Here is a 26,977-nt window from a genome sequence, read left to right as displayed (position 1 = left end):
CCGGTGCATGTTCTGCGGGTTGTGCGAGGATGCCTGTCCGACGGACGCCTTGGAACTGACGCAGGATTTTGAGTTGGCGAGCTACAGCCGGGAGGGAGCCATCTGGGACCGGCACATGCTCGAACAGGGACCTACCCCCACGAGGTATACGCGGTAGTTTTGAGGCAGTGATGCTTTTGACTCAGGCGTTGTTCTATTTCTTTGCCGTGCTGGCGGTTGTCTCGGCCATTTTGGTCATTACGCGGCGCAATGCCGTCCATAGTGCCATTTTTTTGATTCAGGCCCTCCTCGCTATCGCGGGGATCTTTCTTCAGCTTCAGGCGGAATTTTTGGCGGCTGTGCAAGTGATTTTGTACGTGGGCGGCATTATGGTCCTGTTTCTCTTTGTCATTATGTTGGTCAACTTGGACATCGCTGTGCGCCAGGTTCAATTCAACCGGCAATGGCTCTTGGCCATCGTGACAGCGCTGGTTGTAGCGGCTGAGGTGGGTTACGGCCTTTACCGGGGCAAAGAGGCTTTTCAATTTCCCGCCGCCTCGCCTGACGTCCTTCAGCCCAACGCTCAACGAGTGGGGTTGGCTCTCTTTCAGAACTATATGCTTCCGTTTGAAATTGCATCGATCCTGCTCTTGGTAGCCATGATCGGCGCCGTGGTGATGGCCAAGCGACGCCTCTAGGGAGAAGCATTGATTCCTACTAGCAACTATCTGATGCTCAGCGCGGTTCTCTTCACCATCGGCGTGATTGGTGTCCTCACTCGGCGCAACATCGTCATCATCCTGATGTCTATCGAGCTCATCCTGAACGCCGTTAACATCAACCTCGTGGTGTTTTCCCGGCAGCTTGGTTCGGTGGCCGGGCAGGTTTTTGCAATCTTTATCATTACGGACGCGGCAGCCGAAGTCGTTGTTGGTCTGGGCATCCTGATTGCTCTATTCCGTAATCGTGAAACCGTTAACGCGGATGAAATTGATTTACTCAAGTGGTAGCGCATGAATCCACTGCCCTTTTTTATTGACAAGCTCTGGCTGATCCCGCTGTTCCCGGCGGCAACTGCTTTGCTCATGCTCCTCTCCGGCAGGCGGCTTCAAAACCGGCTGATCAGCCTGCTGTGCTGCGGCTCTGTTTTTCTTTCGTTTTTGTTCTCGGTCGGTGCCTTCTGGCAGCTTCTTTCCCTGCCGGGCGAGCGCGTTGCGGAAAAAATCCTCTTTGATTGGATCCCCGCCGGCTCCTTTCTCACCTCTTCTGGTCATCTCTCCAGCTTCACCGCCCAATGGGGATTCCTCTTGGATCCCCTCTCGGCTGTCATGATTCTGGTCGTCAGCGGTGTCGGGTTCATCATCCACGTTTACTCGATCGGCTACATGGGCCATGAAGGCGGGTACTACCGCTTCTTCGGTTTTCTCAATCTCTTCATGTTTTCCATGTTGACTCTTGTGCTGGCGAACAACATCGTGCTCATGTTCGTGGGCTGGGAAGGCGTCGGGCTGTGCTCCTATCTTTTGATTGGCTTCTATTTTTTGCGGCGCAGTGCCGCTGACGCCGGCAAAAAGGCCTTCATCGTGAACCGCATCGGTGACTCTGGTTTTCTTCTTGGCATTTTTTTGATCGCCACCACGCTCGGGACGATCAATTTCCGCCAAATACCGCTTGCTCTGGAGGAAATGCATTTCAGCGTCGGCGCGCCGGTAATCACCGCCATCACGTTGCTCTTGTTTGTTGGCGCCATCGGGAAATCGGCCCAGCTTCCGCTCTATGTTTGGCTTCCCGATGCCATGGAAGGACCAACTCCGGTGAGTGCCCTCATCCACGCCGCCACCATGGTCACCGCCGGCGTGTACATGGTTGCCCGCAACCACGCCCTCTATTCGCTGGCCCCCACAACGATGCATGTCGTCGCCGTTGTCGGTGCCCTTACCGCCGTCTATGCCGCTTCCATGGGCCTTGTGCAAAACGACATCAAACGGGTTCTGGCTTATTCCACCATTAGTCAGCTCGGTTATATGTTTCTGGCCTGTGGCGTGGGCGCATTCGCAGCCGGGATTTTCCATCTCTCGACTCATGCCTATTTCAAGGCATTGCTCTTTCTTGGTTCGGGCAGCGTGATTCACGCTCTGGGCGGGGAACAGGACATCCGAAAGATGGGCGGCCTCTGGAAGAAAATTCCCGTCACCGCCAAAACGTTTCTCGTCGCTGCTTTGGCTATCGCTGGCATTCCCGGTCTTTCCGGCTTTTTCAGCAAGGACGAAATCCTCTGGCAATCCTTTGCTGGCCCGCTCGGCAATCGAGCCCTCTGGGCGATTGGCGTCCTCACCGCCGGCATGACTGGCTTTTACATGTTCCGTCTGGTTTTCAAAACCTTCTTTGGGCAGCCGCGTTATTCTCACGAGGTAGACCATCACATCCACGAGTCGCCCAGGAGCATGACGATTCCGCTCGTTATTCTGGCTTTCCTCTCCGTCGCCGGCGGATGGGTTGGAATCCCAGCGGTCCTGGGCGGCTCCAACCGCTTCGAACACTTTCTCCAGCCGGTTTTTGGCCGCCGCGCGGATGTGGTTCTGGCAGTGAGCATGCACGCCCACACCCAGGAGATTCAGCTCATGATCTTTTCTGTTCTCGTGGCCGTGCTGGGGATCTTCCTTGCCTATTACTTCTATCTCAGGCGTACGGACGCGCCTGAAAAGCTGGTAGCGAGATTCTCGGCCGGATATCGGCTGCTTTATAGAAAGTACTACGTGGACGAAGTCTATGATGTGCTCTTCGTCAATCGTTTCAAGGATGCGGGCACCGCGCTTGCCGCCTTCGACCTGGGCGTCATTGATGGCTGGGGGGTGGATGGTTCGAGCTGGCTGACGCGCTTTACTGCTAGCCGCTCCATGTGGACGGACAATTGGATTGTGGATGGTGCCGTCCGCGCTTTCGGTTTTTTCGTTCGCCTCCTGAGTTATCCAGTGCGAATGATTCAGGCGGGATTTGTGCAAGGCTACGCCCTCTTTATTGTTCTGGGTGTTCTACTCCTACTGGGCTACTACTTGTTGCGTTGAAGGAGACTTAATGATCCAGTGGTTGAATGAGCATCTCTTGACGGTCGTTTTGTTTGAGCCTCTCGTTGGCGCTTTCTTGATTCTCTTCTTGCGCCGCGAAAACAAGGCGGCCATTCGCTGGCTGGCGAATATTACCGCTTTTGTAGGCTTCCTCGTCTCCTTGCCGCTCGTCTTTCGTTATCAGGCGGATGTCGGGGACTTTCAGTTCCAGGAGAAACTCGACTGGATTCCCTCCATTGGCGCAAAGTATTTCCTTGGCATTGACGGCATCAGTCTCCTGCTGATCATGCTCACGACCGTCTTGGGCTTCCTCGCCATCCTGTCCTCTTGGTCGTATATCCAGGAGCGCGTCAAGGAATACTACTTCCTCTTTTTGCTCTTACAGACTGGCATGCTGGGCGTCTTCATGTCGCTTGATTTCGTTCTCTTTTACGTTTTTTGGGAAGTGATGCTGGTTCCCATGTACTTCATCATCGGCGTTTGGGGGCACGAGCGCAAACTGTACGCCGCCATCAAATTCTTTCTCTATACGTTGGTCGGCTCAGTTTTGATTTTGTTGGGAATCCTGGCTCTTTACTTCAACTACCATCAGAAAACGGGTATCTACTCTTTCGACTACACCGAGCTGATAACAGTTTCTCTGCCGGCAACCTGGGAGATGTGGGTTTTTTGGGCCTTCTTTGTCGGCTTTGCCATCAAGGTGCCCATGTTCCCGTTCCATACGTGGTTGCCGGACGCTCACGTCGAAGCCCCCACGGCAGGGTCCGTTATCCTGGCTGGCATCCTCCTGAAGATGGGAACTTATGGATTCATTCGTTTCTCGTTGCCCTTGCTGCCCACCGCTTCGCGAAAATACGTCTGGGCGATGGCTGCGCTTTCCATCGTCGCCATTATTTACGGTGCGCTCGTCTGCATGATGCAGAAAGACATGAAAAAGCTGATTGCCTACAGCTCGGTCAGCCACCTCGGCTTCTGTACGCTTGGCATCTTTGCGCTCAACCCGCAAGGCCTCTCGGGCAGTGTTCTCCAGCAGGTCAATCACGGCATCTCGACCGGGGCGCTCTTCTTGATCGTCGGCTTGCTGTACGAACGGCGGCACACTCGTGAGATCGTCCAATTCGGGGGCCTTTCCACTCCCATGCCCAATTTCGCCGCCCTCTACATGATCATCACGCTTAGCTCGCTCGGGCTTCCCTTGCTCAATGGCTTTATTGGCGAGCTCGTAATCTTGCAGGGCGCTTGGCAAGTAAGCAAGACCTGGGCCGCTTGGGCCGTCGCCGGCATCGTGCTTGGCGCCGCCTATTTACTGTGGCTTTATCAGAGGACCATGTTCGGAGAGGTAAAGAATCCAGCCAACGTGGCGCTTCGCGATGTCAATCTCCGCGAGGCCATGACCCTCATACCGCTGGTCCTTTGGGCCTTCTGGATTGGGATTTACCCCAAGCCCTATTTCCGCATCCTGGACAAGCCGGTAGCCCAGCTCGTCCAGCGCGTCAATCCGGAATTCTATCGGGCTGGCAACAGCGTCCCTCTCGCTGCCAAACCTGCACCGCCGGTGCCGGCTGTCACGGCTCCCTCATTGCCTGAGCCTGCCGTGCCCACAGCCGCGGAGACTCATTGATGTGGAATGAGTTTTTCCAAAAAAGCGACTACTTGATGATCATCCCCCAGCTTGAGCTGGCGCTCTTCGGCTTGTTCATCCTGCTGACCGACTTTCTTGTCCCTCCCGAGCAAAAACGCCGCCAGGCCTGGGTCTCGCTCCTTGGTGTGGCTGTGGCCGGATATGCGCTTTGGCGCATGCGGGATTTGACCTTCTCTGGCTTCGCCGGTGCCTTGGTCGTGGATCGTTTCTACGTCTTCTTCGGCCTGATTGTTCTCGCGGCTGCTGCCCTCGTCATTTTGATGTCGGCCCGCTATCTGGAAATCGAGGCCGAACATCATGGCGAATACTACGCGCTGATCCTTTTTGCCGCCATCGGCATGCTTTTTATGGCAAGTGGAATGGACATCGTGGTGCTCTTCATCTCTTTGGAAACGATGGCCATTGCCTTCTACATCCTCGTTGGCTTTTTCCGCCGCGACCGGCGCTCGAACGAAGCCGCTATGAAGTACCTCCTCCTCGGCGCGTTTTCTTCAGGCCTGCTCGCCTACGGGTTCTCGCTTTTTTATGGTCTTAGCAATTCGACGAATCTACAAAAAATCGGTGAGGTGATTGGCAACCGCCCCTCGAACGATCCCGTCGTTCTCCTCGCCCTTGTCACCCTTTCCGCCGGCATGTTCTTTAAGATTGCTGCCGTGCCCTTTCACCAATGGGCGCCTGACGTTTACGAGGGCGCGCCGACCACCATTACCGCCTATGTTTCTGTTGCCTCCAAGGCCGCGTCCTTTGCGATGCTTCTTCGTATCTTGATGACCGCCATCGTGCCCGCTCCTGCCCTCTGGGCCACTTTCCAGTATCTTCTGGCGGCCATTGCCGTTGCGACCATGACCCTGGGGAATCTCGCCGCCATCACCCAGTCCAACACCAAGCGCCTTCTCGCCTACTCCTCCATTTCGCATGTCGGCTACATGCTACTCGGCCTCGTCGCAGGCAACGAGCATGGCTTGCAGGGGATTGCGATCTACCTCCTGGTTTACGCCTTCATGAATATGGGCGCGTTTGCCGTCATCGTGGCCATGCGCCGCAAGGACCTTATCGGCGACGAAATCGATGATCTGTCCGGCCTCTATTTCAAGAATCCGGCTGCCAGCGTCCTCATGATCATTTTCTTGCTTTCGCTCGCCGGGATACCCCCTACCGCTGGCTTTTGGGGCAAGTACTTCATCTTCCTTTCCTTGATTGAAACCAACCACCCGGTTCTCGCGGTGATTGCTGTTTCCTACGTGGCCGTTTCGCTCTACTATTACTTCCGAATCGTGGTCGCCATGTTCATGCGCCAGCCGACCGAGCCCGGGCGTGCGATTGTCTCCCCGGGCCTTGCGGTCGCTCTTGGCTTCAGTATCGTCATGACTATGGTGATTGGCATCTATCCGCAGCCCTTCATTCAATTCACTCAATATACATTGCTTCTGCCCTTCCGTTAGGTTTCCATGGCCAAAGGGCCCAAAGAGCGCCGTCAGTCCTTGTTGAACGCTTTGGTCATTGCTATGGAGCTTCCGTTCGTTTTTGTGGGCGCTGTCCTAGGAGGGTTGCTTATCGGTTGGCTCTTGGATCGTGCATTGCATAGATTCTATCCTGCGTACACTGGCGCGGTCCTAACAATCATTTTCATGTTTGTTGGCTTAGTTGCAGGTCTTCGGGAGGTTCTGCGTCGAATCCCGAAGGACGAGGGTCTTGGAAGTGGCAACAACGGGCCAAATCCCTGAGTCGGAGCGTCGGCTCCTTGCCGGAGCAGAAGGACGGTTGGTCCGGTTTGTTCTCGTCTTGGGTCTTTTGGGAACGGTTGGCATTCTGTTTCGATGGGGTTGGCGGGCGGCGGTCGGCTTCCTGATTGGAGCGGCGCTTGCCTTGCTCAACTACTGGTGGATTTCGCAGGCGGTTTCAGCAGTGGCCCGAGCCGGCCGGGCTCGTCCTTCCAAGCTCGCTTACTTCAAGTTTTTCGGGCGCTACGCCTTGATTGGCGTTGTGGTCTATGTTATTTTCTCACGCTCTCTCGTGCCCATACTGGCTGTCATCGGTGGCCTGCTTATTTTGGTCCCCGCCGTGGCCGCCGAATTCCTCTACGAGGTTGCGAGGGGACGGTAAGTCCGCGTCATGGAACATCATCAGCTCTGGATCACGGGCGTCGTCAACAAACTGCTTGGAAAATATGTAGCCGCCGTTCTTGCCTTTCTTCACATCAAGGCATCAGACCCTGCTCACCCCATTCCCAACCACATTGCCGTCGAGTTGGTGGTCATTCTTCTGGCGGTCGTTTTCTTCGGTTGGTTGCGTACGCGTCTCTCGGTCAATCGCCCTGGTATCATGCAGCAGCTCTGCGAGATGCTGCTCACCAATCCGATGGGAATCGGGGCCCGCGATCTTCTCGACGATATCATCGGGCATCACGGTCGCTCGTTCCTTCCGGTTGTTGGGGGTGTTGGCCTCTTTGTGCTTTTTTGTAATCTGATTAGCATAATTCCAGGCTTTGAATCGCCGACCGCCAACATTACCGTTACCATCGGCTGTGCCCTCGTTGCTGTCTCTTATTACCACTATTCCGGCATCCGCCATCATGGAGCGAGGCGCTACCTTAAGCAATTTCTTGGACCCCTGCTGCCCATGTCGCCGCTCATGGTCATCATCGAGACGGTGAGCCACGGCGCGCGTGTTCTTTCCTTGAGTGTCCGTCTCTTTGCCAATATGTTCGTGAGCGAACTCCTTTACGGCGTTTTCTTGGGGCTCGCCATGCTTGCGTTTTCCGCCGGTTGGAATCTTTCGCCTGTGGTGGGTGGGATGATCCTGCTTTTCCCTCTCACCTTCCCCATTCTTTTTATCGGGCTTCATATCTTTGTGGCTGTTCTACAAGGGTTTGTTTTTACTCTTCTGCCGATCATTTATTTGAGTGGGGCTGTGGCGGAAGAGCATTAATCTGGCTTGTTCGATCAGTGTGATTCCGGCTGCAAGAGGGTTGTCCGGAAGCCACCGCCTGATCCACGTTCATAACGAAAGGAGCAGTCTCTTGAAAAAAGCCTTTGCGTTTTTCGCTTTCGCATTGCTGCTGCTCGGCCTTGCTACCCCAGTGCTCGCCGCTGAGAGCAGCCCCGGAAATTCTTCCCTCCCAGTCAATTGGGTTGCGCTCACGGCTGGTTTCTCTATGGCCATTGCTTCAGCGGCCTGTGGTTACGCGCAGGCACGCGCGACCGCCGCCGCAGCCGAAGGCCTCGCTCGCAATCCGGGCGCTGCGCCAGCGATTCGTTTCGCGCTCATTTTGGCGCTCGTTCTGATCGAGTCCATGGCGCTCTACACCTTCGCGATCATCTTCATCAAGGTCAAGTAGCCGATCAGGTCGATTCGAGTGCTTTGGGGGAAGTCGCAGGCTTCCTCTTTTCTTTTTTGGAAACCCGGTTTCCGGGATTTGACCTTTCAGCGCACCGGTAGGATAGAGCGGGACGCGACCGACGCCAGACTGACAATGCCGCCGGGGAAGATCCCCAGCCCAAGCACTGCCAAGGTTGTCAGGGCAAGAACAAAACTGACCGAGTGGGGAAGGGCAGCCGGCTGCAATTCTTCTGTTGGCTCCTTCATGTACATCACAACCACGACGCGCAGATAGTAGTACACCGAGATGGCGCTGTTAACGACGCCGAGCACCACCAGCCAGACCAAATCCGCTCGCAGTGCCGCCTGAAAGATATAGAACTTCCCCAAAAATCCCGCTGTCAGCGGGAGACCTATCAACGACAACAGGTAGAGGGTCAAACAGGCGGCCAGGAGCGGCTGGCGTGTCCCCAGCCCGGCATACTCTTCGATCTCGACGTGCTTCTCACCTTGTCCGCCCAGGTGAGAAACGATCGTAAACGCTCCCAGCTTCATCATCGCGTAAGCCACAAGATAGAAGAGCGCGGCGGCTAATCCAATTTCGCTGCGCGCCGCAAACGCTATCAGGATATAGCCGGCATGGGCGATCGAGGAATAGGCCAGCATGCGTTTGATATTGCCCTGGACGAGCGCCGCCAGGTTTCCGACAAACATCGTCAGCACTGCCATCACCCAAATCACCCAAAACCAGCGCTCATTCCCTGGCCACAGAGCCGTGTGGAATACCCTCAAGAAAACCGCAAAGGCTGCCGCCTTTGGGCCTGCCGAGAGGAAAGCCGTAATCGGAGTTGGTGCTCCTTCATATACGTCCGGCGTCCACACCTGGAACGGCGCGGCCGCCACTTTGAATCCCAACCCGACCATCAGCATCCCCGCGCCAAGCCACACAAACGTCCGGTTCTCCGCCCCTCTTTCCAATACCGCTCGAATTTCAGGCAAGACCGTCGTTCCCGTCCCCCCATACAGCAGTGCAATGCCGTAGAGCAGGAAGCCCACAGCAAAAGATCCCAGCAGAAAATATTTCAGCGCTGATTCATTCGACTTGAGCGCCCCTCTGCGAAAGCCCGCCAGGATGTAGGTCGCAAGGGAGGAAATCTCAAGCCCGAGAAAAACGGTCACCAGCTCGTTCGCCCCAGCCATGATCCCCATGCCGGCCGTTCCGAAGAGCAGCAAGGCGTAATATTCGCCATGCGTCTCGCCTTCGCGCTGCAAATATGCGGAAGAGATCAACGCCGTCAAAATGCCGATGAGCAACACCAGGAGATGCAGAAACGCGCTGAATCCGTCCACCACGATCATGCTATTAAAGCCCGTGCCTGGTGCAGAGGACTGCCAGGGCACGCTCGCGAGAGCCAGAATCATGCTGAACAACGCAAGTGGCATGAGAAGTGGCTTCTTGTGGCGCGGCAGAAATGGCTCGAGCACCATCACCACGACGCCGCCGAAGCACAGAATGAGCTCGGGGAGAATGCGAATCAGATCGGTGTTCGAAAACGTCATCGGCTACTTCTGCGCCAGCCGGTAGCCAGCCGCCGGCTCCATCTGCTGAATCAGTTGTTGAGTGGAGGCTTCCATCCTGCTTGTGAACATCGGTGAAGCGACTCCCATCCACAGAATCATGACCGCGATGGGTATTAAAATCGCCTTTTCTCTCCAATTCAAATCAGGCAACGCCCGATTCCTTTTTTGCGTTACTCCACCGAAGACGGTCCGCTGGTACATCCAAAGTAGATACACCGCCGACAGAATCACCCCCAGCGCCGCCGCCACCGCCCGGTAAACGTTGACTCCAAACACGCCGACCAGTATCAGGAATTCGCCCACAAATCCGTTCAGCATCGGCAGCCCAAGGGATGACAGGCAAACGAAAAGGAACAAGCTTGAAAAGATTGGCATCGGCGTCGCCAAGCCCCCAAATTCGGATATCAGATGCGTATGACGCCGGTCATAGAGCATCCCCACCATCACAAAGAGCGCGCCGGTCGAGACGCCGTGATTCAACATCTGATAGATGGCTCCCTCAATTCCCGGCACGTTGAAGGCGAAAATTCCCAGCACCACGAAACCCAGGTGGCTGACCGAAGAAAATGCCACCAGCTTCTTGATATCTGGCTGGACCATCGCCACCAGCGCCCCGTAGAGGATCCCGATGATTGCCAAAACACAGATTGCCGGGGCTGAATCCCTGGACGCTTGCGGGAACAACGGCAGGCAGAAGCGCAACATGCCATAGGTGCCCATCTTCAATAGGACACCAGCCAGAATCACCGAGCCCGCTGTCGGCGCTTCCACGTGCGCGTCCGGTAGCCACGTGTGGAAAGGGAAAAGCGGAACCTTGATCGCAAAGGCGACGAAAAACGCCAGGAACAGCAACAATTCTGTTCGCGGCGCCAACTCCTTCAACCCGGACGCCAGTATCAGTTGGATCTGCGGCAGGTCAAACGTTCCGGTAAAGTTGTAAAGCCAGATGATCGCCACCAGCATCAGCACGGACCCTGCCATCGTGAAAAGCACAAACTTGACCGCAGCGTAGATTCGTCGCTCGTGGCCCCAAACCCCAATCACAAAATACATGGGGATCAGCATCACTTCCCAAAAGACGTAGAAGAGGAAGAGATCAAGGGAAGCAAACACGCCGATCATGCCCGTCTCGAGCACCAGCATCATCAGGAAAAATTCCTTCACCCGCGTCTGGATGCTTCGCCAGGAAGCAAGCATCGCCAGCGGCGTCAGGAAAGTGACGAGCAAGATGAGGAACAGGCTGATGCCGTCCAAACCAATGTGGTAGTGAATCGGGGGCGAAACAATCCACCGACGTATCAGTTCGAATTGGTACGTTCCTCTCCCGGGATCGAATCCGGCTACCAGCAGTAAGGAAACGCCAAATTCGGCAACCGCCGTTCCCAGAGCCACCCGCCGAATGGCTTCCTCAGCCGTCTTTCGAAACAAAAGAAGAATGGCTCCGCCGGCAAGCGGCAGGAAGATCACCGCCGTCAATAGCGCCGACTTGCCCATCTACTGCAATCCCAGGATTAGGAAAGTCAGGATCACTGTTGTCCCCACTACCACCCAGCCGGCGTAGCTCCGTGTATTGCCCGACTGGATTCTTCTGAGCCGATCGCCCGCGCTTCTGGCTTGGTCAGCTAGGCCGTTCACCGCGCCGTCCACCACACCGACATCCACTGCCCGCCAGAACAGTCGGTCAGAGACCCAGTGAACCGGATGGACGATCGCCGCGTCGTACAGTTCGTCCACGTAGTACTTCCTCAGTAGCCACCGGTACAGACCATGAAAATTCTGGGAGACCTGCTCCGCCAGTTGCGGCCGGCGCAAATAGAAGACATAGGCGATGAGAAATCCCGCCGCGGCTGCTCCTAGGGCTAGGACCATCACACCTAGCTCCGTTGCATGGCTGTATGTCGCCGCCGCAGCCAACCATCCGCGATTGGCCGGCGCGAAAACAGGCGCCAGATATTCTTCAAAACGATTGCCGCCGCCCAGTACTTTTGGAATGCCGACGTATCCGCCGATTACCGAAAGAATTGCCAGGGCGATGAGCGGCAGTGTCATGATGCGCGGGGACTCATGTACGTGCACTTTGCGTTCGTCGAATCGCCGGGTCCCGTGAAAGGTCAGAAAGACCAGGCGAAACATGTAGAAAGCTGTCATTCCTGTGGCGACCACCGCTATTCCCCACAGCACTTTGCTCCCATATGGGCTCGAGTAGGTCTGCCAGAGAATCTCGTCCTTACTGAAGAATCCGGAAAAAAGCGGCGCGCCCGAAATCGCTAGCGTTGCCACCAAGAAGGTCCAATACGTGGTTGGGATCCTTTTCCGGATCCCGCCCATTTCGCGAATATCCTGGAGCCCGCTCAGTGCGTGGATCACGCTTCCCGCCGCAAGAAAGAGTAGCGCCTTGAAAAAGGCGTGTGTCATCAGGTGAAAGATCCCTGCCGCAAAAGCGCCCACGCCGCATGCCAGGAACATGTAGCCAAGCTGGCTGATCGTCGAGTAGGCGAGCACACGCTTGAGGTCGGTCTGCACGAGCCCGATGGATGCGGAGTAGATCGCAGTGACACAGCCCACTACCGCCACCGCTGCCATAGCCTTCGGCGCATGCGTGAAGATGATGTTTGACCGCGCCACCATGTACACACCCGCCGCTACCATCGTCGCGGCGTGGATCAGCGCGCTCACCGGCGTCGGGCCCTCCATGGCGTCAGGCAGCCAGACATAAAGCGGTAATTGCGCCGATTTTCCGATGGCTCCGGTCAACAGCAGGAATCCGATGACGGTCATCACCCCGAACCCGGCCTGCTCTATCGGTCGCTCCGCAACCAAACCAAAAATCTTGTCATATTCCACCGACCCGAAAGTCCAGAACAGGAGCAGCACACCCAGCGAAAACCCGAAATCGCCTATGCGATTCACGATGAATGCTTTCTTGCCGGCATCCGCCGCGCTCTTCCGCAGGAAGTAAAAACCAATGAGAAGATACGAACAAAGCCCAACGCCCTCCCAGCCCACGTAGAGCAGCAAATAATTCCCCGCCAGCACGAGAAGCAACATGAAGAACATGAAGAGGTTGAGATAGGCAAAAAAACGGTAGTAGCCTCCTTCCTGTGACATGTAGCCGACCGAATAGATGTGGATGAGAAAGCCCACTCCCGCGACCACAAGCAGCATCACCAGGCTTAGCTGGTCCAGATAGAGCGTGAAATCGGCTCGGAAAGTTCCGGCAACAATCCAGGTAAATGGCCGGCTGATCCAGGGAAGTTTCTCGGGGGGCAGAAAGGCCATTTCTCTTGCCAGCTCGAGCACGGCAAGTAAGGCTAGCCCCACACTGCCATTTCCGATCCAACTCACCGTTCGCTGCGGGATTCTTTTCCCGAGAAGCCCGTTGAGCGCAGCCCCAAGCAAGGGTAAGACTGGGATGATCCACAAATGGTGCAGAATCATGGTTCGCAGCTCGCTACAACTTCAACAGGTTAACCCGCTCCACGTTTAGCGATTCGCGGTTCCGAAACACGAGCAAAATGATCGCCAGGCCGACTGCTGCCTCTGCCGCCGCCACGACAATCACGAAAAAGACATAGATCTGTCCGCTCAGTTTTTCGAGGTAATGCGAAAATGCCACAAAGCTGAGGTTGACCGCGTTCAGCATCAGTTCAATGCACATAAAGATGGCAATCAGATTTCGCTTGAAGATGAATCCAACTACTCCGATCCCAAACAGAATCGCGCTCAACACCAGATAGTAGGAAACAGGTACCATTCGCTAAAGCTCCTTTTTCGTCAGAACCACGGCCCCCAGAATTGCTATCAAGATCAAAATCGACGTCAGCTCGAACGGCAGAACGTATTCCCGGAAGAGATCCCGCCCGATCAACTCCGTCCGTCCGATGAAATGGTTCGGGTCCACAAGCGCCCCTTCGGGTGTGGCTCGGTAAATCCAATAGGCCAACTCCCCGGTCAGGACGGTCCCCAGGGGCAGACCCACATATCGCGCCATCCGGCTCAGATTGGTGCGTTCCTCCTGACCGGCGTTGAGGAGCATGATGACAAAGACAAAGAGCACCATGATGGCCCCCGCATAGACAATGATCTGCACGGCCGCAATGAATTCCGCAGCAAGAAGCAGATAGAGCGCTGCCAGCGACACCATGACCACGATCAGTGATATGGCGCTGTGGATGGGCTGGCGTTGTAAGATCAGGCTGATGGCTGCCGTCACCGCCAGGCCGCCAAAAATCAGAAAAAGCGCCAGTTGTATGCTCATCTCAACTCGCCCGCAGGGCGATGATTAGGGATGTTACCAGCAAGTTTGCAATGGCCAGCGGCAGCAGAAACTTCCACCCGAAGGCCATCAACTGGTCGTAGCGAAAGCGCGGCAACGTACCTCGGATCCACACGTAGGCAAAGAGAAAGACAAAAACCTTGGCCAGAAACCACACCGTTGGCAGCACAGCTTGCAACCACGTCGGGCCGAAACTCGGCCCCAGCCATCCGCCAAAAAACAAAATCGTTGCTAAACAGGAGACCGTGACCATGTTCGAGTACTCGGCCATAAAGAACGCCGCAAACTTGAAGCTGCTGTATTCAGTGTGAAACCCCCCCACTAGCTCGGTCTCAGCTTCCGGTAAATCGAAGGGCAACCGGTTCGTCTCAGCGATTGCCGCGATGATGTAACCGGCAAAGCCCACCAACTGGGGGAACACGTACCACCTGGGGATGAACCCCAGCCATGTCCCCGACTGTGACTCTACAATACTTCGCAGGTTTAAGCTTCCTGCGACCAGCAGGACCCCAATCACTGAAAAACTCATCGCCAACTCGTAGCTTAGCATTTGCGCTGAACTGCGCAGCCCGCCCAGCAAGGGGTACTTGCTATTGGAAGACCATCCTGCCAGCGCGACCCCGTACACCCCGAGCGAGGTAATCGCAAATAGAGCGAGGACCCCGATGCTCAAGTCAGCGATCACGAGTGGGCTGCGTTGTCCCAAAACGGAGATCGTCCCTGGGCCAAACGGGATCAGAGCAATGGAAACAACTGCCAATGCGAGGCTCAGAAAGGGCGCCAGGTAGTACACGAATCGATCCACTCCGGCTGGCGTCATGTCCTCTTTGAACAGGAACTTGAGAGCATCGGCGATGGGTTGAAGCAATCCGTGTGGCCCCACGCGGTAAGGGCCCCAGCGCGACTGGATATGTGCCACCAGCTTTCGTTCAAACCATGCCATGTAGCCGACCACCATCAGCAGCATGAGCAGCAATGCCGCGCTCTTGAGCAGACCGGCAAAAAGGACGGGATGGGTTTCGAGCCAGCTCATTATTTTGAAACCTGCGCCTCGGGGAGAGACTGAATGATCTCGCAGTATTCGCCGAGCGTTCCCGATGTGAACAGCGTGTCATTCGCAGAAAAGACGCCGTTCGCGGCGATCCTGCGCCCGGAGTCGGAAATCTTGGGCGTCGTCTTGCACGCCTGCCCAACCAACACTCCCTCTGTTGAAACGCCGTACCCGGGCACCGTAACGCGAATTTCTTCCCAGGCTGACTCAGGCGATCTCAACTTCAATTCTCCGCCCATGAGTTGCGCCAGAATTCGAATGATGTCGAAATCCGTGCGGACGCTGGCATGATGAATCGCCCGCCTGACCGGTTGCACTTCTCCGTAGGTGTTCGTCACCGTCCCATCCTTCTCGTACAAGCTTGCCGCGGGAAAAACAGCGTCGGCATCCTGGGCCGTTGCCGTCAAGAAAAGATCTTGTACCACCACCAGCTCAAAGGCATTGCGCCAGCCCGCCGGAAGCCTCAACTCTTTCGCCGGATCCGACCCGACAACGTGAAGTGCCCGAATCTTTCCCCTGCTTCTGAACATCTCTCGCAATGTCATCCCCGGCTCGTTCGTGCGAACGTACCCTGGCAAAAACTCCGGCAGGGCGCCCATGTCGCTTGCGCCCCGGGAATTGACGTAGTCCCCCAGGGCGGCGATTTTGGCCATCCTGCCGCCGGCGGTGGCGAACGCCACCAGGTCGTAGATGCTCTCGCCTGTCACCTCCGACCCGAAAGCCACGGCCATCTCGGGTGCCGCGGCAAGCTGCGTCTTGAGGTCATCGAGCTGGGTTGCCACATCACGGGGCAGGGAAGACTTTCCCCTCAGCAGGTGTCCGATGGCCTGATCCATCTCGCCTTCGGGTATGACCACCATCTGCCGAGCCTGTCGCTTTAGCTTGATCTCCTGGAAGCCGAGGATGAAGAGCCGCGCCCCCATCCGTCGCACCGCTTGCCGGAGGTTGTACGCCAGAAGAGGATGCTGTTGCGTCGGATCATTTCCGATCAGCAAGAGGGTCCGCGCCTCTGCAAAATCGGCGCAGCGAGCGAACGACGCCCCGGCGCTTTGGGAAACGCCCGCCACAAGGCCGCCGTAGTCAGCGCTCCGGACATGGTCTATGTGAGGTGTACCGAGAACCTGGCGGGCATAACGCTGCAACAAGTAGCATTCTTCGTTCGTATTGCGGCTCGAGCCGGCCACCCCGATGGCCTCGCGCCCGTATTCTTTCCGGATTCCTTTGAGCCGGGCCGCCACCCATTCGAACGCCTCCTCCCAGCTCGCTGGTTGCAGCCTGCCGTCGCGCCGGATCAAAGGTTGTCGGAGGCGAGCTTTGCTTTCGGTAAAGTCGAACCCAAATCGGCCCTTTGCGCAAAGGAACTCGCCGTTGACGCCGCTTCGATCGCGGTTGTTTGCACGGACAATACTATCTGCCCGCACGCCGAGCGTGGTCTTGCACCCATCGCCGCAATGGGTGCAGATCGTGCCCACATAGCGCAGCTCCCACGGGCGAGTCTTGTAGCGATACGTCCCGCTCGTCAGGGCACCCACCGGGCAGATGTCAATGCACATCCCGCATTCCTCGCAATCGAGCCGTTCGCCCTGATTGGGCAATATGACGGAATAGGCGCCCCGCTCGCCTACTCCCAGCGCCTTGACGTCCATCGCTTCGTCGCAAACGCGCACGCAGCGGAAACAGAGAATACAACGGGGAGCGTCAAAGTACACCAGTGGGGAAAACTTCTGCTCCGGAATGTGAATCTTCTCTTCCACGAAGCGGCTGCTTGCAAGTCCATAGCGAACCGTCATGTCTTGCAATTCGCACTCGCCCCCCTTGTCGCACACCGGACAGTCGAGCGGGTGGTTCGTCAGCAGAAACTCGACCATTGACTTTCGCGCTTCAACCACCTGTCGCGTCTGAGTCCGCACCACCATCCCTTCCTGGGCAACAAGCGTGCAGGCAGTTTGTAGTTTCGGAACTTTTTCCACCTCAACCAGACACATCCGGCAGGCACCCTGCAAAGAAAGCCCTGGATAATAGCAGAAAGAAGGAATCGAAATCCCCAGGGCTTTCGCTGCCTCGATCACAAGGCTGCCCGCACCCACGCTGACTTTCTGCTCGTCGATGGTAACGGTCACTTGATCTGCCATGGCAATCTACCGGTTCGCAGCAGCCAGCTCCCGAGCGACAAAAGGACATCTGCCATTCAGGTGCGCTTCGAATTCACCCCTGAATTTTTCCACGATGCTGATCGTCGGCATCGCCGCCGCGTCGCCGAAAGGGCAAAAGGTTCTGCCCAGCATGTTCCTTGAGAGTTCGCCGATCAGTGGAATATCCTCGCGTCGCCCAAGGCCGCCGTGAAAACGGTCAAGCATTTTCTTCAGCCACGCCGTCCCTTCCCGGCAAGGGATGCACCAGCCGCACGATTCATGCGCATAAAATTGCATAATCCGTCTCGCCACTTCGACCATGCAGGTCTCTTCGTCCATCACGACCACTGCCCCCGACCCCAACATGGAGCCCGCTTTCGCCACCGAGTCGAAGTCCAAGGGCGTGTCAAGTTGGCTCGCCGTCAGCACCGGCGTGGACGACCCGCCGGGGATCACTGCCTTCACCTTTCTGCCTTTCCAGCACCCGCCGCCAACCTCTTCGATGAGTCGCCGCAGCGGAAAGCCCATGGGCAACTCGTATACACCCGGCTTGTTCACATGCCCGGAAAGCACAAACATGCGGGTCCCGCCGTTTTTCGGCGTCCCCAGCGAGGCGTACCATTCCCCGCCTTGCCGGATGATTGCCGGCACCGATGAAAGCGTCTCCACATTGTTGATCACAGTCGGGCAGCCATACAGCCCCACCACTGCCGGGAAAGGTGGCCGGATACGCGGGTAACCGCGCTTTCCCTCAAGCGATTCCATCAGCGCTGATTCTTCCCCACACTCGTATGCTCCGGCTCCGGTGTGCGTCCAGAGATCAAAATCGAAGCCGGTGCCCATCAAGTTCTTTCCCAGGTAGCCGTGGTCGTAAGCTTCCTCGACGGCTCGGTCGAGGATATTCATCACGTAGCGATACTCGCCGCGAATATAGATGTAGCCCTGATGCGCCCCCACCGCCACCCCAGCAATAACTATCCCTTCGATCAATTGGTGCGGATCCATTTCCATGAGCGGCCTGTCCTTGCATGTGCCCGGCTCGCTTTCATCGGCGTTGGCGATCACGTACTTTGGCTTCTTCGTATCTTTCGGCACAAAGCTCCACTTCATGCCCGCTGAAAACCCCGCTCCACCTCGTCCGCGAAGTGCAGACCTTTTCACCTCTTCGATCACCTGCTCGGGTGTCATCTGCTTTAGGGCCTTCTCGAGACCCTTGTAGCCATCGTTCTGCAAATAGGTGTCAATGCTCGCAGAGTTGGGCAACCCGAACCGCCGGCTGATGACGGGGACTTCGGAAGGGTGACGCTGAGGGCGCAGCGTGCCGCTGGTGATCTTCGTTGGTTTTGGATCTTTTCCCGCGCGCAGCTTGTCTAGGATCTCTTCCACCCGCGTCGTGCTTAGATTTTCGTAGTAGTCGTAATTCACCTGCATGGCCGGAGCTCCGCTGCAAGCCCCTATACATTCCACTTCCTCTAGGGAAAACAGCCCATCGGCGGTCGTTTGCCTGTGACCGATTCCCAGTCGCTTCTTGGCGCGTTCAAAAATCTCATTCCCCCCGCGCAACATGCAGGAGATGTTTGTGCAAACCTGAAAGTGGTACTTGCCGCAAGGCTTTCGACGCAGCATGGAATAATAGGAAAGCGTTTCCGCGACCTCCAGTTCTCGCAGGTCAAGGCGCTTGGCGATTTCCGCAATGAGTTCGTCGGAGATCTGTCCCGTCTCGTCTTGGGCGAAAAGGAGCATCGGGATGAGCGCCGACCTCTTCCGCGGGTAGCGCCTCAGCAGCTCCGCAAACTTCGTTTCGAGTTTTTCTGAAAGCTGCATCATCTAGCGGTCGATTTCTCCCAGAACGATGTCAATGGAACCGATGCACGCCACCGCATCGGCAATCAGCCGTCCCTCTATCATCCGTGGCAGTGCCGCTAGGTTCGAGAACGAGGGGGCTCTCACTTTCACCCGCAACGGTTTGGCGCTGCCGTCACTCGCCACGTAAAACCCAAGCTGCCCTCTTGGCGATTCGATGGCTTGGTACACCTCCCCCGGCGGGGGAGTGAATCCCTCTGCCACAATCTTGAAGTGATAGATCAGCGCCTCCATCTCCGTCTTCATCTGCTCGCGCTCCGGAAGAACGATTCCCGGGGCATCTGCTCGCACTGGCCCCTCGGGCAACCCTTCCGCGGCTTGGCGGACAATTCTGAGCGACTCCCTCATCTCCGCCACTCGCACGAGGTATCGAGCATAGACATCGCCTGCCGTTTGGGTTGGCACAACAAACGCAAACTTGTCGTAACCGCTGTACGGGTTGCTCTTGCGCAGATCCCAGCCGACGCCTGATGCGCGCAGCGTCGGACCGGAAACTCCCATCGCCAGCGCGTCCTCACCGCTCAGAACCCCCACGCCTTTCGTTCGGCCCAGCCAGATCTTGTTCTTGGTCAACAGCTCTTCATACTCGTCAATCCGCCCGGGCATCAAGTCCACTAAAGCCTCGACTCTCTTCAGAAACGTTGGCGGCGGCTCAAGCGCCAGTCCTCCAATCCGAAAGTAACTCGTCATCATTCGCTGTCCGGAGACCAGTTCAAAGATCTTCAAGATCTCTTCCCGTTCCCGGAAACAGTAGAGAAGCACCGACATCGCGCCGATATCGATGGCATGCGTACCCAGCCAGACCAGGTGGCTGGCAATGCGCGTCAGTTCGGTCAACAGCACGCGAAGGATCTGCGCTCGCGGTGGCGCCTCAATTCCCAAAAGCTTTTCCACCGCCAGGCAATAGCAAAGGTTGTTGGACAGCGGCGCCAGATAATCCAGCCGGTCGGTCAGCGTGATGGCCTGCGAGTAGGTCTTCGCTTCGCAAGATTTTTCGATTCCCGTATGAAGGTAGCCGATGTCCGGATAGGCTCGAACCACTGTCTCGCCGTCCAATTCCAAAAGCACCCGCAGGACACCGTGAGTGGACGGGTGCTGGGGTCCCATGTTGAGCACCATGGTTTCGCCTGCCCCGGCCAAAGTGTGAATCGGGTGCCCCATTTAGCGGAATCCTTCCGTCGGATAGTCACGCCGCAGCGGATGTCCCTGCCAATCTTCTGGCATCAGGATTCGGCGCAAATCCGGATGCCCGGCAAACCGGATCCCGAATAGGTCAAACGTCTCGCGCTCATGCCAGTTGGCACCGGGCCAGACGGGAGTGACCGACTCGAGCGTGGGCGTTTCACTGCCCACCCGTGCCTTGACACGTAGCCATTGCCGAAGCAGCAGGGAATAGAGGTGATAATTAACTTCGAAGCGCGGTTCCACAGGGTGGCGGTCCACTGCTGTCACATCGGCCAGATACCGGAACTGCAGTTCCTCATCCTGGCAGAGAAATTCGGCAACGCGTCGAATTGCCCCGCCTTGCACTTCTATCGTTAACTCATCGCGGAAGAGTTCGGCTCCCACAACGCTGGCAGGATCAAACGCGGCTAACTTGCGGATAATGAGATTGCTTTCTAGTTCGGCCCGGATTGTCATGCTTGTAAAGGAAGCCCGCGCGGATTTCCATCACTGGTTCCAGTCCAGGGCACCCTTCTTCCAACTGTAAACAAAACCGGCGAGAATGATCGCAATGTACAGAAACATCTCAGCAAAACCAAACATTTTCAGCTCGCGATAGACCACCGCCCAGGGATAGAGAAATACCGCTTCCACGTCGAACAGGATGAATAGCATAGCCACAAGGTAGAACTTCACCGAAAACCTTTCCCGCGCTGTCCCTAGCGGCGTCATCCCGCACTCATAAGGTGACATCTTCGCCAGATTCCGACGATGGGTCCCAACCAACCCGGAAATCAGGATGATCCCTCCGGCGAGAGCAGCGGCAAGCAGTAGATGAATTAGCAGGGGTGCATAAGCATCGAGGTAGTTGTTAGCCATGACGATGCATTGTATACTTCGTGAAGCGAGCGAGTCTCAAAAGTTGACTATATCGCGCTACTTGTCTTTGTCAAGGTCTTTCCCGCCGGCCGGCAGAGGGAATCGTGGAGCAAGAGTCGCCTCGGTCTGGGATCTTCGGATTCAATACGACTGTTAGAGTCGGCGACATCACCTACCACGTGCAGACCGAGGATCACGGGCCCCATCACCCTTTTGTGGACACGGTGGTCTATCTGGGTGGGCGTGTCCTGGCAAAGAGGGTGGAGTCCTACGGCCATCTCCTCGGAACTCCCAGTTTTTCTGCCGATCATATTGGCCGTTTGCTTGAAGCCCAGCACCGCGCTGTCATCGAGGCCATTCGCGCTGGCGCGATTGCAGCGGCTCTTGCTCCTCCCACCGGAATTCAGATTTTGCTTCTCAATCCTGCTAGCTGCCTTCGGACTGCTGAGGCGTTGTTTCAAATCGAGGTCAAGGGCCGTCCTGCTGGACAATCGCTGGCAAACGTCCGCGTAGAGGTGAGCTTACACTCAGCCGGCTCTCCCCCCGTCCAAGTCCAGGGCACCACCAACGGTGGCGGCCGGATTGATTTTCGTCTCCCGCTTCCCTCCCTCTCGGCTGGCCGGGCGGAACTCCGCATCCGGGCAGCTTCGGGCACGCTCACCGATGAGGTGCGCTACACTGTCCGGCGAAAAGAATAGGGAAGGGGCAATGAAACTCACAGTCAATGGTCAACAGAGTGAGTTGCCGGACGGGTGGACCTTGTTCACCCTTCTTGAACACCTCAGCCTGTCGCCCGACCGTATCGCCATCGAGCGCAACCGCCAAATCATTCCTCGAGAACGGTGGGCGGAAGTCTTTCTTGCCGAAAACGATTCCTTGGAGATTGTTCAGTTCGTTGGTGGCGGAGAGATGCAGCTCTACACGTACCTGATCAGGTGGCCCAGCTTCTCTTTCTTGGTACGCAGGTAGGATTGCGTCATCTGCGAAGGTTTCGTCTCGCAGGGGATTCGCCGTATTACTTCGATTCCGTTCTCTTCGAGTTGTCTCACCTTCTCCGGATTGTTTGACAGCAATTCGACACGGCCAATGTTCATTAATTTCAGGATCGCTGCCGGCAGTCGGTAGTCTCGGTGATCGGCACCGAACCCAAGCTTCCGATTCGCTTCCACCGTGTCCATCCCGCGGTCTTGGAGTTGATAGGCCATGAGTTTGTTCATCAGGCCGATGCCGCGGCCTTCCTGGGGCAAATAAATCAACAGCCCCTCTCTCCGCCGGGCGATTCGCCGCAGGGCGAGTTCCAGTTGCCCCCGGCAATCGCATCGCTGCGAACCAAAAACGTCGCCGGTGAGGCACTGCGAATGGATGCGAACCAGAGTTGCTCGCGCGGCCTTGGGTCGCCCCATCTGCAACACCACCGCCGCGTCCTTGTTTTCGCCAGCTGCTATACCCAGAATCGAAAACGTTCCAAAACGGGTGGGCAGCCGCGTCCGGGCAGCGATCCTTAGTTTTCCCGCCGTCTTCACTCTTTTGCGCATAACCAAAACCCTTCATTATAGAAGCACTGCCTCGCCTCCACAAGCAGAGCAGCTACTTTACAAAGGGCTGCGGATTCGCTAGCTTTGTCTCCGGTTTCGGAAACGGAAGGGCGCTTGCTCGGCTCAAAGGATTTCATTTTCATTCTCCTTTTGAAGGTCGGCGTAACCGGCTCGCTTGCCGCCTTGCTCGTCCGTTCCGGCTTGTTCAAGCGCCTCCTCTTCCAGGCGGAGCGCCCCCTTACCCAAAAGTTGAAGCTGGTGTTATTTCTAGGTGCGCCTTTGACTCTGGGTGTCTTGACGCGTGTATTGGTCGGATACGCTTTTGCTGACCTCGCCCTCGAAGGTTCTCTCCTTTTGGGTTTGCTCGGCGGTCGCTTCGCGGGCGTCGCAGCAGCTCTGCTAATCACCTTCCCGGCGTTCTTTCGCAATGAGTGGTTCCTGGTGGCCTTGTGCGTCCTGGCCGGCTTGCTCGGCGGACTCATCCGAGACATCTTTCCCAACAAAGATGAGGTTTGGGGCTTTGGTCCCTTCATTTACATTGGGTTCCCTCGATGGCTGCGGAGGCTTTTCCGCGAGCGGCGAGGTGATTGGCAGATGCTTCCCCTGGCTGCGTGTGTTTCACTTGATCTGGCCCGATTGGCGCTGGGCCGGATGTATCCACACTCGATATTCTATTTGGACGTTCACCGCCAAGAACTGCTCGTTATCTTGTTTCTTTCGACCATTGCCGCCGTCGCCTTGCCCATCAAGATCTGGAACAACACCCGCATTGAAATGAAGCTGGAAGAGCGGGAGCGCCTCCTTTTGAAGGCCCGCATGGACGCCCTCTCCAGCCAGATCAATCCTCATTTCCTTTTCAACACTCTGAACACAGTTGCCTCGTTGATTCGTTTTGAGCCGGACACGGCCCGTGTCGTCCTCATCAAGCTGTCAAATATTCTCCGGCAGCTCCTCAAAAAACAAGATAACTTCGTGCCGCTCCGCGACGAACTTGCCTTCATTGACGACTATCTGGACATCGAGGTCGTGCGCTTCGGCCACGACAAACTTCACATTGTCAAAGAGGTGGACGAGCAGACCCTCGACGCCATCATACCGAGCATGCTTCTTCAACCCATCGTGGAGAATTCCATCAAGCACGGCCTCAGCCCGCGCCTCGAGGGCGGCGTCATTCACATCCGTACCGCCCGGCTGAATGGCCGCGTCGTTATCGAGGTGCGGGATAATGGGATTGGAATTTCGGAAGATCGGATTTCTCAGATTTACCACACTGGGATTGGCATCAGCAACGTCATGGAACGCTTGCGAGTCCTCTATGGGGAAGACTTCGTCTTGCAGATCAACAGCAAGCTCGGCGAAGGGGTTTCCGTCCGCATTGAGGTTCCCGAACTCATCACCACATCGCGGAGCTAGTCTTGTTCCAACTGTCTGCCACGAAGAGTCCTACCTTGCGCCGACGTTGCCTGGGAGCTCTTTCCTTCCACCCTCTCAGCTCCCTCAAATGGGAGAGGCACTAGGCTATTTCCAAGACCTTGCCATAGTATTCTTCATATTGGGGAATAATCTTGGTGGAACAGTACTTGGCCTGCGCGTTTTTGCGGGCGAGCCGACCCATCTCGCGACGCCGTTCCTCGTCCGATAGAATTTCCAAGGCACGCCTGGCTGCACCGGCAACGTCCCGGGGCTCCACCAGATAACCATCCACCCCGTCGGTCACCACATCCGGGACTCCCCCTACGTTGGTGGCTATCACGGGAACCTCGCACGCCATCGCCTCAAGCGCTGCCAGGCCGAACGACTCCTGGTCGCTCGGAAGCAAAAAAAGGTCTGCTACACCCAGTTTGTCCGTTACCGTTTCTTGCTTGCCGAGGAAAATTACGTCGCTCGCAACAGAGTTTTTCTTCGCCAGCCACTCCGCCGTCCCACGGTCCGGGCCATCGCCGATCATCACCAGCCTGGCGGGCAACTTCCGGCGAATCTGCGTAAAAATCTCAATCACGTCGCTGACTCGCTTAACCGGCCGGAAATTCGACAGGTGCATAACGATCTTTTCGCCCTGCGGCGCGTACTCGCTGCGGGCTTTCACATCTTCGCTTCGTTTGTAACTCTCGCAATTTACGAAATTCGCGATCACTTCGATCGGTCGCTTGATGTCGAATTCTTTCCGCGTGACTTCGCGCAGGTAGGGAGAAATGGCAGTGACTCCATCGCTTTGTTCGATGGCGAAGCGGGTGATGGGCAAGTAGGAGCGATCGCTGCCCACCAGCGTGATGTCCGTCCCATGCAACGTGGTGATGAACGGCAGCTTGCGTGGCTGCAACATCGCCCGTGCCAATAGCGCGCTCACCGAGTGGGGGATGGCGTAATGGACGTGCAGCAGATCTAAATTTGCCCCGGCCGCCACCTCTGCCATTTTTACGGCAAGCGCGAGCGCATAGGGTGGATGCTCAAACAGCGGATACGTCGTCATTTCCACTTCATGGAAATGAATCAACTCCCTTCCCCCGGTCAACCGAATCGGCAGCGCGTAACTGATAAAGTGGATTTCATGGCCGCGCGCTGCTAGTTCCATGCCCAGTTCGGCGGCCACCACTCCGCTGCCACCGTAGGTCGGATAGCAGGTTATGCCAATTCTCATGATCCTCTCCACTCTACCAACCCTCTACCCGGCTTACAAGCTGCCTTGCCGGGCCAGCTTCTTGGTGGTACATTCGCACGCTTTCTCCATTGGATGCGCCCTCGGTGAACAGGATTGCAATGGGGTTGGGCGGGAAGGTTGCTCTGGTTACCGGTGCTGGCCGGGGAATTGGCCGGGCCTGTGCTTTGCGCTTGGCCGGGGATGGTGCCAAAGTGGTTGCGGCTGGCCGGCAACCCGGTCCGTTGCTGCAGACTGTCCAGCAGATAACCGCCCGCGGCGGACAAGGTAAGGCGATTCCGGCCGATGTTTCCTCGTCGAAAGACGTGGCCAGGCTTTTTGTGGAATTGGAGCGATCCTTTGGCAGGCTGGATATCGTGGTCAACAACGCCGGTGTTCATCTTGTTGCTGACGTAGAACGAACCACCGAGCAAGACTGGGATCGCGTGCTGGGCGTCAACCTAAAGGGTACTTATCTCGTCTCCCGGGCAGCCATCCCGCTCCTGAGGCGATCAGGCGGTGGATCCCTTATCAACCTTGGTTCGATTCTCAGTATCGTTGGGATGAAGGAACGCGCCGCCTATTGTGCATCCAAGGGTGGCGTGCACCTTTTGAGCAAGGCCATGGCCCTTGATCTCGCCCCTGACAACATTCGCGTCAACTGCGTTTGTCCCGGCGCCGTGCTGACAGAAATGATGGAAGGAATCCTGGGCGCGGCTCCTGACCCAACTGTAGCCCTGCAATCTCGGCTGGCTCAGATACCGTTGGGCCGGATGGGATCCCCCGAAGAAGTAGCCGCCTTGGTTGGCTACTTGGCGTCGGATGAAGCCGCTTGGCTGACCGGCGCAGCCATTCCCCTGGACGGCGGTGTCACTGCCTATTAAACCATGGCGAAACGTCGAGCGAGAGTTTCTGTCAAAAAGATCTGGACACGACAGCAGCGCCGGGTTCTCGAGCGAGTTCTAGGCCGTGTGGGCATTTTGCGCTTCTTGGGCCTGAGCGTCATCCGCGTTGAGCCTGGCCGCGCCATCGTGGAATTGGGCGTTCAGCCGCGATTTCTTCACATGCAAGGGTTCTTGCACGGCGGCATCATTGCCACCGTCGCGGACACTACCGCCGCCCTGGCCCTGATTCCCATGCTTCCGCGTCGCACTCGTATGGCCACCGTCGAGATGAAAATCAATTTTCTTGAGCGCGTTCACGCCGGTCGTATCCGCGTGGTGGCATGGATTGTCCGCAAAGGAAAAAGCCTCGCCGTCGGCGAGGCTGACGTCAAGGACCTGAAGGGCCGGCTTCTGGCAAAAAGTCTTATGACCTATTCGTTTTCGCCGCCCCGGTAATACCCTGGCTGGCTGCTGAAAAAGCCGCACCCCCCGACAGATCGGGACAGGAAGATTCGGGACTGCACGCCATGGTTGGTTGCCCCCGCCTCAGCGGGGCCCCTTCCGCCCGTTTTGCCAAAGCTCCGTGACTACGCGAGGGGTTCTTTGACCACCCTGCTGGTTCGCTACAGCGTTGGTTGCGCTTCTGAATCTGCTTCTTCGTGTTCGCCGCGGCCTTCCCCTTCTTTGTAAAGGTACTTGATATTCGATTTGTAGAGCAGCAGATTGGGCTCGCCCGTGCGATTCACTTTGATGCAGTTCTTGTCATACCATTCGATTACGCCGCGAATCGTCTCACCGTCGGCGAGCACGATGACCATCGGCGTCCGTGCCTGCATCTGCTTGACATAGTAAAAGTTCTCCGCGTTAGTCTGCTCCGGTGGAGCCGGTTTCCTCCGTGGCTCCCCGCGCTCTCCCATGTAACGGGGCCCAAGCGGCCCTTTCGGTTCCATCATTGGTGGCCGCGGTGGCCGCG

At 56.8% G+C, this 26,977-nt stretch carries 27 protein-coding genes; 13 read left to right on the top strand and 14 right to left on the bottom strand.

Features of this window, described 5'->3' with window-relative positions:
• Nucleotides 1-170 precede the first annotated feature (170 nt).
• The 8 genes from VIH17_11350 (at nucleotide 171) to VIH17_11315 (ending at nucleotide 8,023) form a co-directional block, all read left to right on the top strand.
• The gene (locus VIH17_11350; GenBank protein HEY4683827.1) at nucleotides 171-677 is read left to right on the top strand and encodes an NADH-quinone oxidoreductase subunit J; all 507 of its coding nucleotides are present in this window, start codon (nucleotides 171-173) and stop codon (nucleotides 675-677) included.
• A gap of 9 nt (nucleotides 678-686) precedes the next feature.
• Nucleotides 687-989, top strand: coding sequence for an NADH-quinone oxidoreductase subunit NuoK (nuoK, locus tag VIH17_11345; protein ID HEY4683826.1), 303 nt, complete (start codon nucleotides 687-689; stop codon nucleotides 987-989).
• 3 nt (nucleotides 990-992) lie between these two features.
• Nucleotides 993-3,044, top strand: a complete 2,052-nt coding sequence (gene nuoL / locus VIH17_11340; GenBank protein HEY4683825.1) for an NADH-quinone oxidoreductase subunit L — start codon at nucleotides 993-995, stop codon at nucleotides 3,042-3,044.
• 10 nt (nucleotides 3,045-3,054) lie between these two features.
• Entirely contained in the window at nucleotides 3,055-4,665 is a 1,611-nt protein-coding gene (locus VIH17_11335) for an NADH-quinone oxidoreductase subunit M (protein ID HEY4683824.1), read from the top strand.
• Entirely contained in the window at nucleotides 4,665-6,128 is a 1,464-nt protein-coding gene (locus VIH17_11330; protein HEY4683823.1) for an NADH-quinone oxidoreductase subunit N, read from the top strand. Before VIH17_11335 ends, VIH17_11330 begins: the two co-directional genes overlap by 1 nt.
• A gap of 256 nt (nucleotides 6,129-6,384) precedes the next feature.
• Complete coding sequence (locus tag VIH17_11325; GenBank protein ID HEY4683822.1) at nucleotides 6,385-6,789, top strand: ATP synthase subunit I; 405 nt, start codon at nucleotides 6,385-6,387, stop codon at nucleotides 6,787-6,789.
• A 9-nt stretch (nucleotides 6,790-6,798) separates the two neighbouring features.
• Nucleotides 6,799-7,614 (top strand): F0F1 ATP synthase subunit A, encoded by an 816-nt coding sequence (gene atpB / locus VIH17_11320; GenBank protein ID HEY4683821.1) that lies wholly within the window; start codon nucleotides 6,799-6,801, stop codon nucleotides 7,612-7,614.
• Nucleotides 7,615-7,705: 91 nt separating this feature from the next.
• Complete coding sequence (locus VIH17_11315) at nucleotides 7,706-8,023, top strand: ATP synthase F0 subunit C (protein ID HEY4683820.1); 318 nt, start codon at nucleotides 7,706-7,708, stop codon at nucleotides 8,021-8,023.
• An 86-nt stretch (nucleotides 8,024-8,109) separates the two neighbouring features.
• Here VIH17_11315 and VIH17_11310 read toward each other — a convergent pair whose 3' ends face one another.
• The 11 genes from VIH17_11310 to VIH17_11260 are packed head-to-tail and all read right to left on the bottom strand — an operon-like array spanning nucleotide 8,110 to nucleotide 20,950.
• Nucleotides 8,110-9,564 carry an NADH-quinone oxidoreductase subunit N gene (locus VIH17_11310; GenBank protein HEY4683819.1) on the bottom strand — a complete coding sequence of 485 codons (1,455 nt, stop codon included), beginning with the start codon at nucleotides 9,562-9,564 and terminating at the stop codon, nucleotides 8,110-8,112.
• Between the two features lie 3 nt (nucleotides 9,565-9,567).
• Nucleotides 9,568-11,079 (bottom strand): NADH-quinone oxidoreductase subunit M, encoded by a 1,512-nt coding sequence (locus tag VIH17_11305; GenBank protein ID HEY4683818.1) that lies wholly within the window; start codon nucleotides 11,077-11,079, stop codon nucleotides 9,568-9,570.
• Nucleotides 11,080-13,023, bottom strand: coding sequence for an NADH-quinone oxidoreductase subunit L (nuoL, locus tag VIH17_11300; GenBank protein ID HEY4683817.1), 1,944 nt, complete (start codon nucleotides 13,021-13,023; stop codon nucleotides 11,080-11,082).
• Nucleotides 13,024-13,036: 13 nt separating this feature from the next.
• Nucleotides 13,037-13,339 carry an NADH-quinone oxidoreductase subunit NuoK gene (nuoK, locus tag VIH17_11295; GenBank protein HEY4683816.1) on the bottom strand — a complete coding sequence of 101 codons (303 nt, stop codon included), beginning with the start codon at nucleotides 13,337-13,339 and terminating at the stop codon, nucleotides 13,037-13,039.
• Nucleotides 13,340-13,342: 3 nt separating this feature from the next.
• The gene (locus VIH17_11290) at nucleotides 13,343-13,843 is read right to left on the bottom strand and encodes an NADH-quinone oxidoreductase subunit J (GenBank protein ID HEY4683815.1); all 501 of its coding nucleotides are present in this window, start codon (nucleotides 13,841-13,843) and stop codon (nucleotides 13,343-13,345) included.
• Between the two features lies 1 nt (nucleotide 13,844).
• A complete protein-coding gene (gene nuoH, locus VIH17_11285; protein ID HEY4683814.1) occupies nucleotides 13,845-14,894 on the bottom strand; it encodes an NADH-quinone oxidoreductase subunit NuoH in 1,050 nt (349 codons plus the stop codon).
• Nucleotides 14,894-17,044, bottom strand: coding sequence for an NADH-quinone oxidoreductase subunit NuoG (gene nuoG / locus VIH17_11280; protein ID HEY4683813.1), 2,151 nt, complete (start codon nucleotides 17,042-17,044; stop codon nucleotides 14,894-14,896). Before nuoG ends, nuoH begins: the two co-directional genes overlap by 1 nt.
• A 6-nt stretch (nucleotides 17,045-17,050) precedes the next feature.
• Nucleotides 17,051-18,871 carry an NADH-quinone oxidoreductase subunit NuoF gene (gene nuoF / locus VIH17_11275; protein HEY4683812.1) on the bottom strand — a complete coding sequence of 607 codons (1,821 nt, stop codon included), beginning with the start codon at nucleotides 18,869-18,871 and terminating at the stop codon, nucleotides 17,051-17,053.
• Nucleotides 18,872-20,068: an NADH dehydrogenase (quinone) subunit D gene (gene nuoD, locus VIH17_11270; GenBank protein ID HEY4683811.1), complete on the bottom strand. Its 1,197-nt coding sequence runs from the start codon at nucleotides 20,066-20,068 to the stop codon at nucleotides 18,872-18,874. It lies immediately after the preceding gene.
• Nucleotides 20,069-20,548 (bottom strand): NADH-quinone oxidoreductase subunit C, encoded by a 480-nt coding sequence (locus VIH17_11265; protein HEY4683810.1) that lies wholly within the window; start codon nucleotides 20,546-20,548, stop codon nucleotides 20,069-20,071.
• Between the two features lie 30 nt (nucleotides 20,549-20,578).
• Nucleotides 20,579-20,950 carry an NADH-quinone oxidoreductase subunit A gene (locus VIH17_11260; GenBank protein ID HEY4683809.1) on the bottom strand — a complete coding sequence of 124 codons (372 nt, stop codon included), beginning with the start codon at nucleotides 20,948-20,950 and terminating at the stop codon, nucleotides 20,579-20,581.
• 104 nt (nucleotides 20,951-21,054) lie between these two features.
• Here VIH17_11260 and VIH17_11255 point away from each other — a divergent pair, with 104 nt between their 5' ends.
• Nucleotides 21,055-21,648 carry a hypothetical protein gene (locus VIH17_11255; protein ID HEY4683808.1) on the top strand — a complete coding sequence of 198 codons (594 nt, stop codon included), beginning with the start codon at nucleotides 21,055-21,057 and terminating at the stop codon, nucleotides 21,646-21,648.
• A gap of 10 nt (nucleotides 21,649-21,658) precedes the next feature.
• On the top strand, nucleotides 21,659-21,919 hold the full coding sequence (thiS, locus tag VIH17_11250; GenBank protein ID HEY4683807.1) for a sulfur carrier protein ThiS: 261 nt from the start codon (nucleotides 21,659-21,661) through the stop codon (nucleotides 21,917-21,919).
• Here the strand turns inward: thiS and ribA are convergent.
• The gene (gene ribA / locus VIH17_11245; GenBank protein HEY4683806.1) at nucleotides 21,868-22,485 is read right to left on the bottom strand and encodes a GTP cyclohydrolase II; all 618 of its coding nucleotides are present in this window, start codon (nucleotides 22,483-22,485) and stop codon (nucleotides 21,868-21,870) included. The two genes, thiS and ribA, sit on opposite strands and share 52 nt — an antisense overlap.
• Before the next feature lie 114 nt (nucleotides 22,486-22,599).
• Here ribA and VIH17_11240 point away from each other — a divergent pair, with 114 nt between their 5' ends.
• Nucleotides 22,600-23,898 carry a histidine kinase gene (locus VIH17_11240; protein HEY4683805.1) on the top strand — a complete coding sequence of 433 codons (1,299 nt, stop codon included), beginning with the start codon at nucleotides 22,600-22,602 and terminating at the stop codon, nucleotides 23,896-23,898.
• A gap of 100 nt (nucleotides 23,899-23,998) precedes the next feature.
• On the opposite strand, the gene bshA is transcribed toward VIH17_11240, so the two are convergent.
• The gene (gene bshA / locus VIH17_11235) at nucleotides 23,999-25,123 is read right to left on the bottom strand and encodes an N-acetyl-alpha-D-glucosaminyl L-malate synthase BshA (protein ID HEY4683804.1); all 1,125 of its coding nucleotides are present in this window, start codon (nucleotides 25,121-25,123) and stop codon (nucleotides 23,999-24,001) included.
• Between the two features lie 104 nt (nucleotides 25,124-25,227).
• Here bshA and VIH17_11230 point away from each other — a divergent pair, with 104 nt between their 5' ends.
• Both VIH17_11230 and VIH17_11225 read left to right on the top strand, forming a co-directional pair.
• On the top strand, nucleotides 25,228-26,004 hold the full coding sequence (locus VIH17_11230) for an SDR family NAD(P)-dependent oxidoreductase (GenBank protein ID HEY4683803.1): 777 nt from the start codon (nucleotides 25,228-25,230) through the stop codon (nucleotides 26,002-26,004).
• A 3-nt stretch (nucleotides 26,005-26,007) separates the two neighbouring features.
• Nucleotides 26,008-26,460 carry a PaaI family thioesterase gene (locus tag VIH17_11225; protein ID HEY4683802.1) on the top strand — a complete coding sequence of 151 codons (453 nt, stop codon included), beginning with the start codon at nucleotides 26,008-26,010 and terminating at the stop codon, nucleotides 26,458-26,460.
• Nucleotides 26,461-26,627: 167 nt separating this feature from the next.
• On the opposite strand, the gene VIH17_11220 is transcribed toward VIH17_11225, so the two are convergent.
• Nucleotides 26,628-26,957, bottom strand: coding sequence for an RNA chaperone Hfq (locus VIH17_11220; GenBank protein HEY4683801.1), 330 nt, complete (start codon nucleotides 26,955-26,957; stop codon nucleotides 26,628-26,630).
• Nucleotides 26,958-26,977: the final 20 nt, after the last annotated feature.

It is taken from the genome of Candidatus Acidiferrales bacterium (assembly GCA_036514995.1).
Taxonomy (GTDB): Bacteria; Acidobacteriota; Terriglobia; order Acidiferrales; family DATBWB01; genus DATBWB01.
The sequence above is the reverse complement of the archived record's forward strand: the minus strand, read 5'-3'. Positions and strand labels throughout refer to the sequence as shown.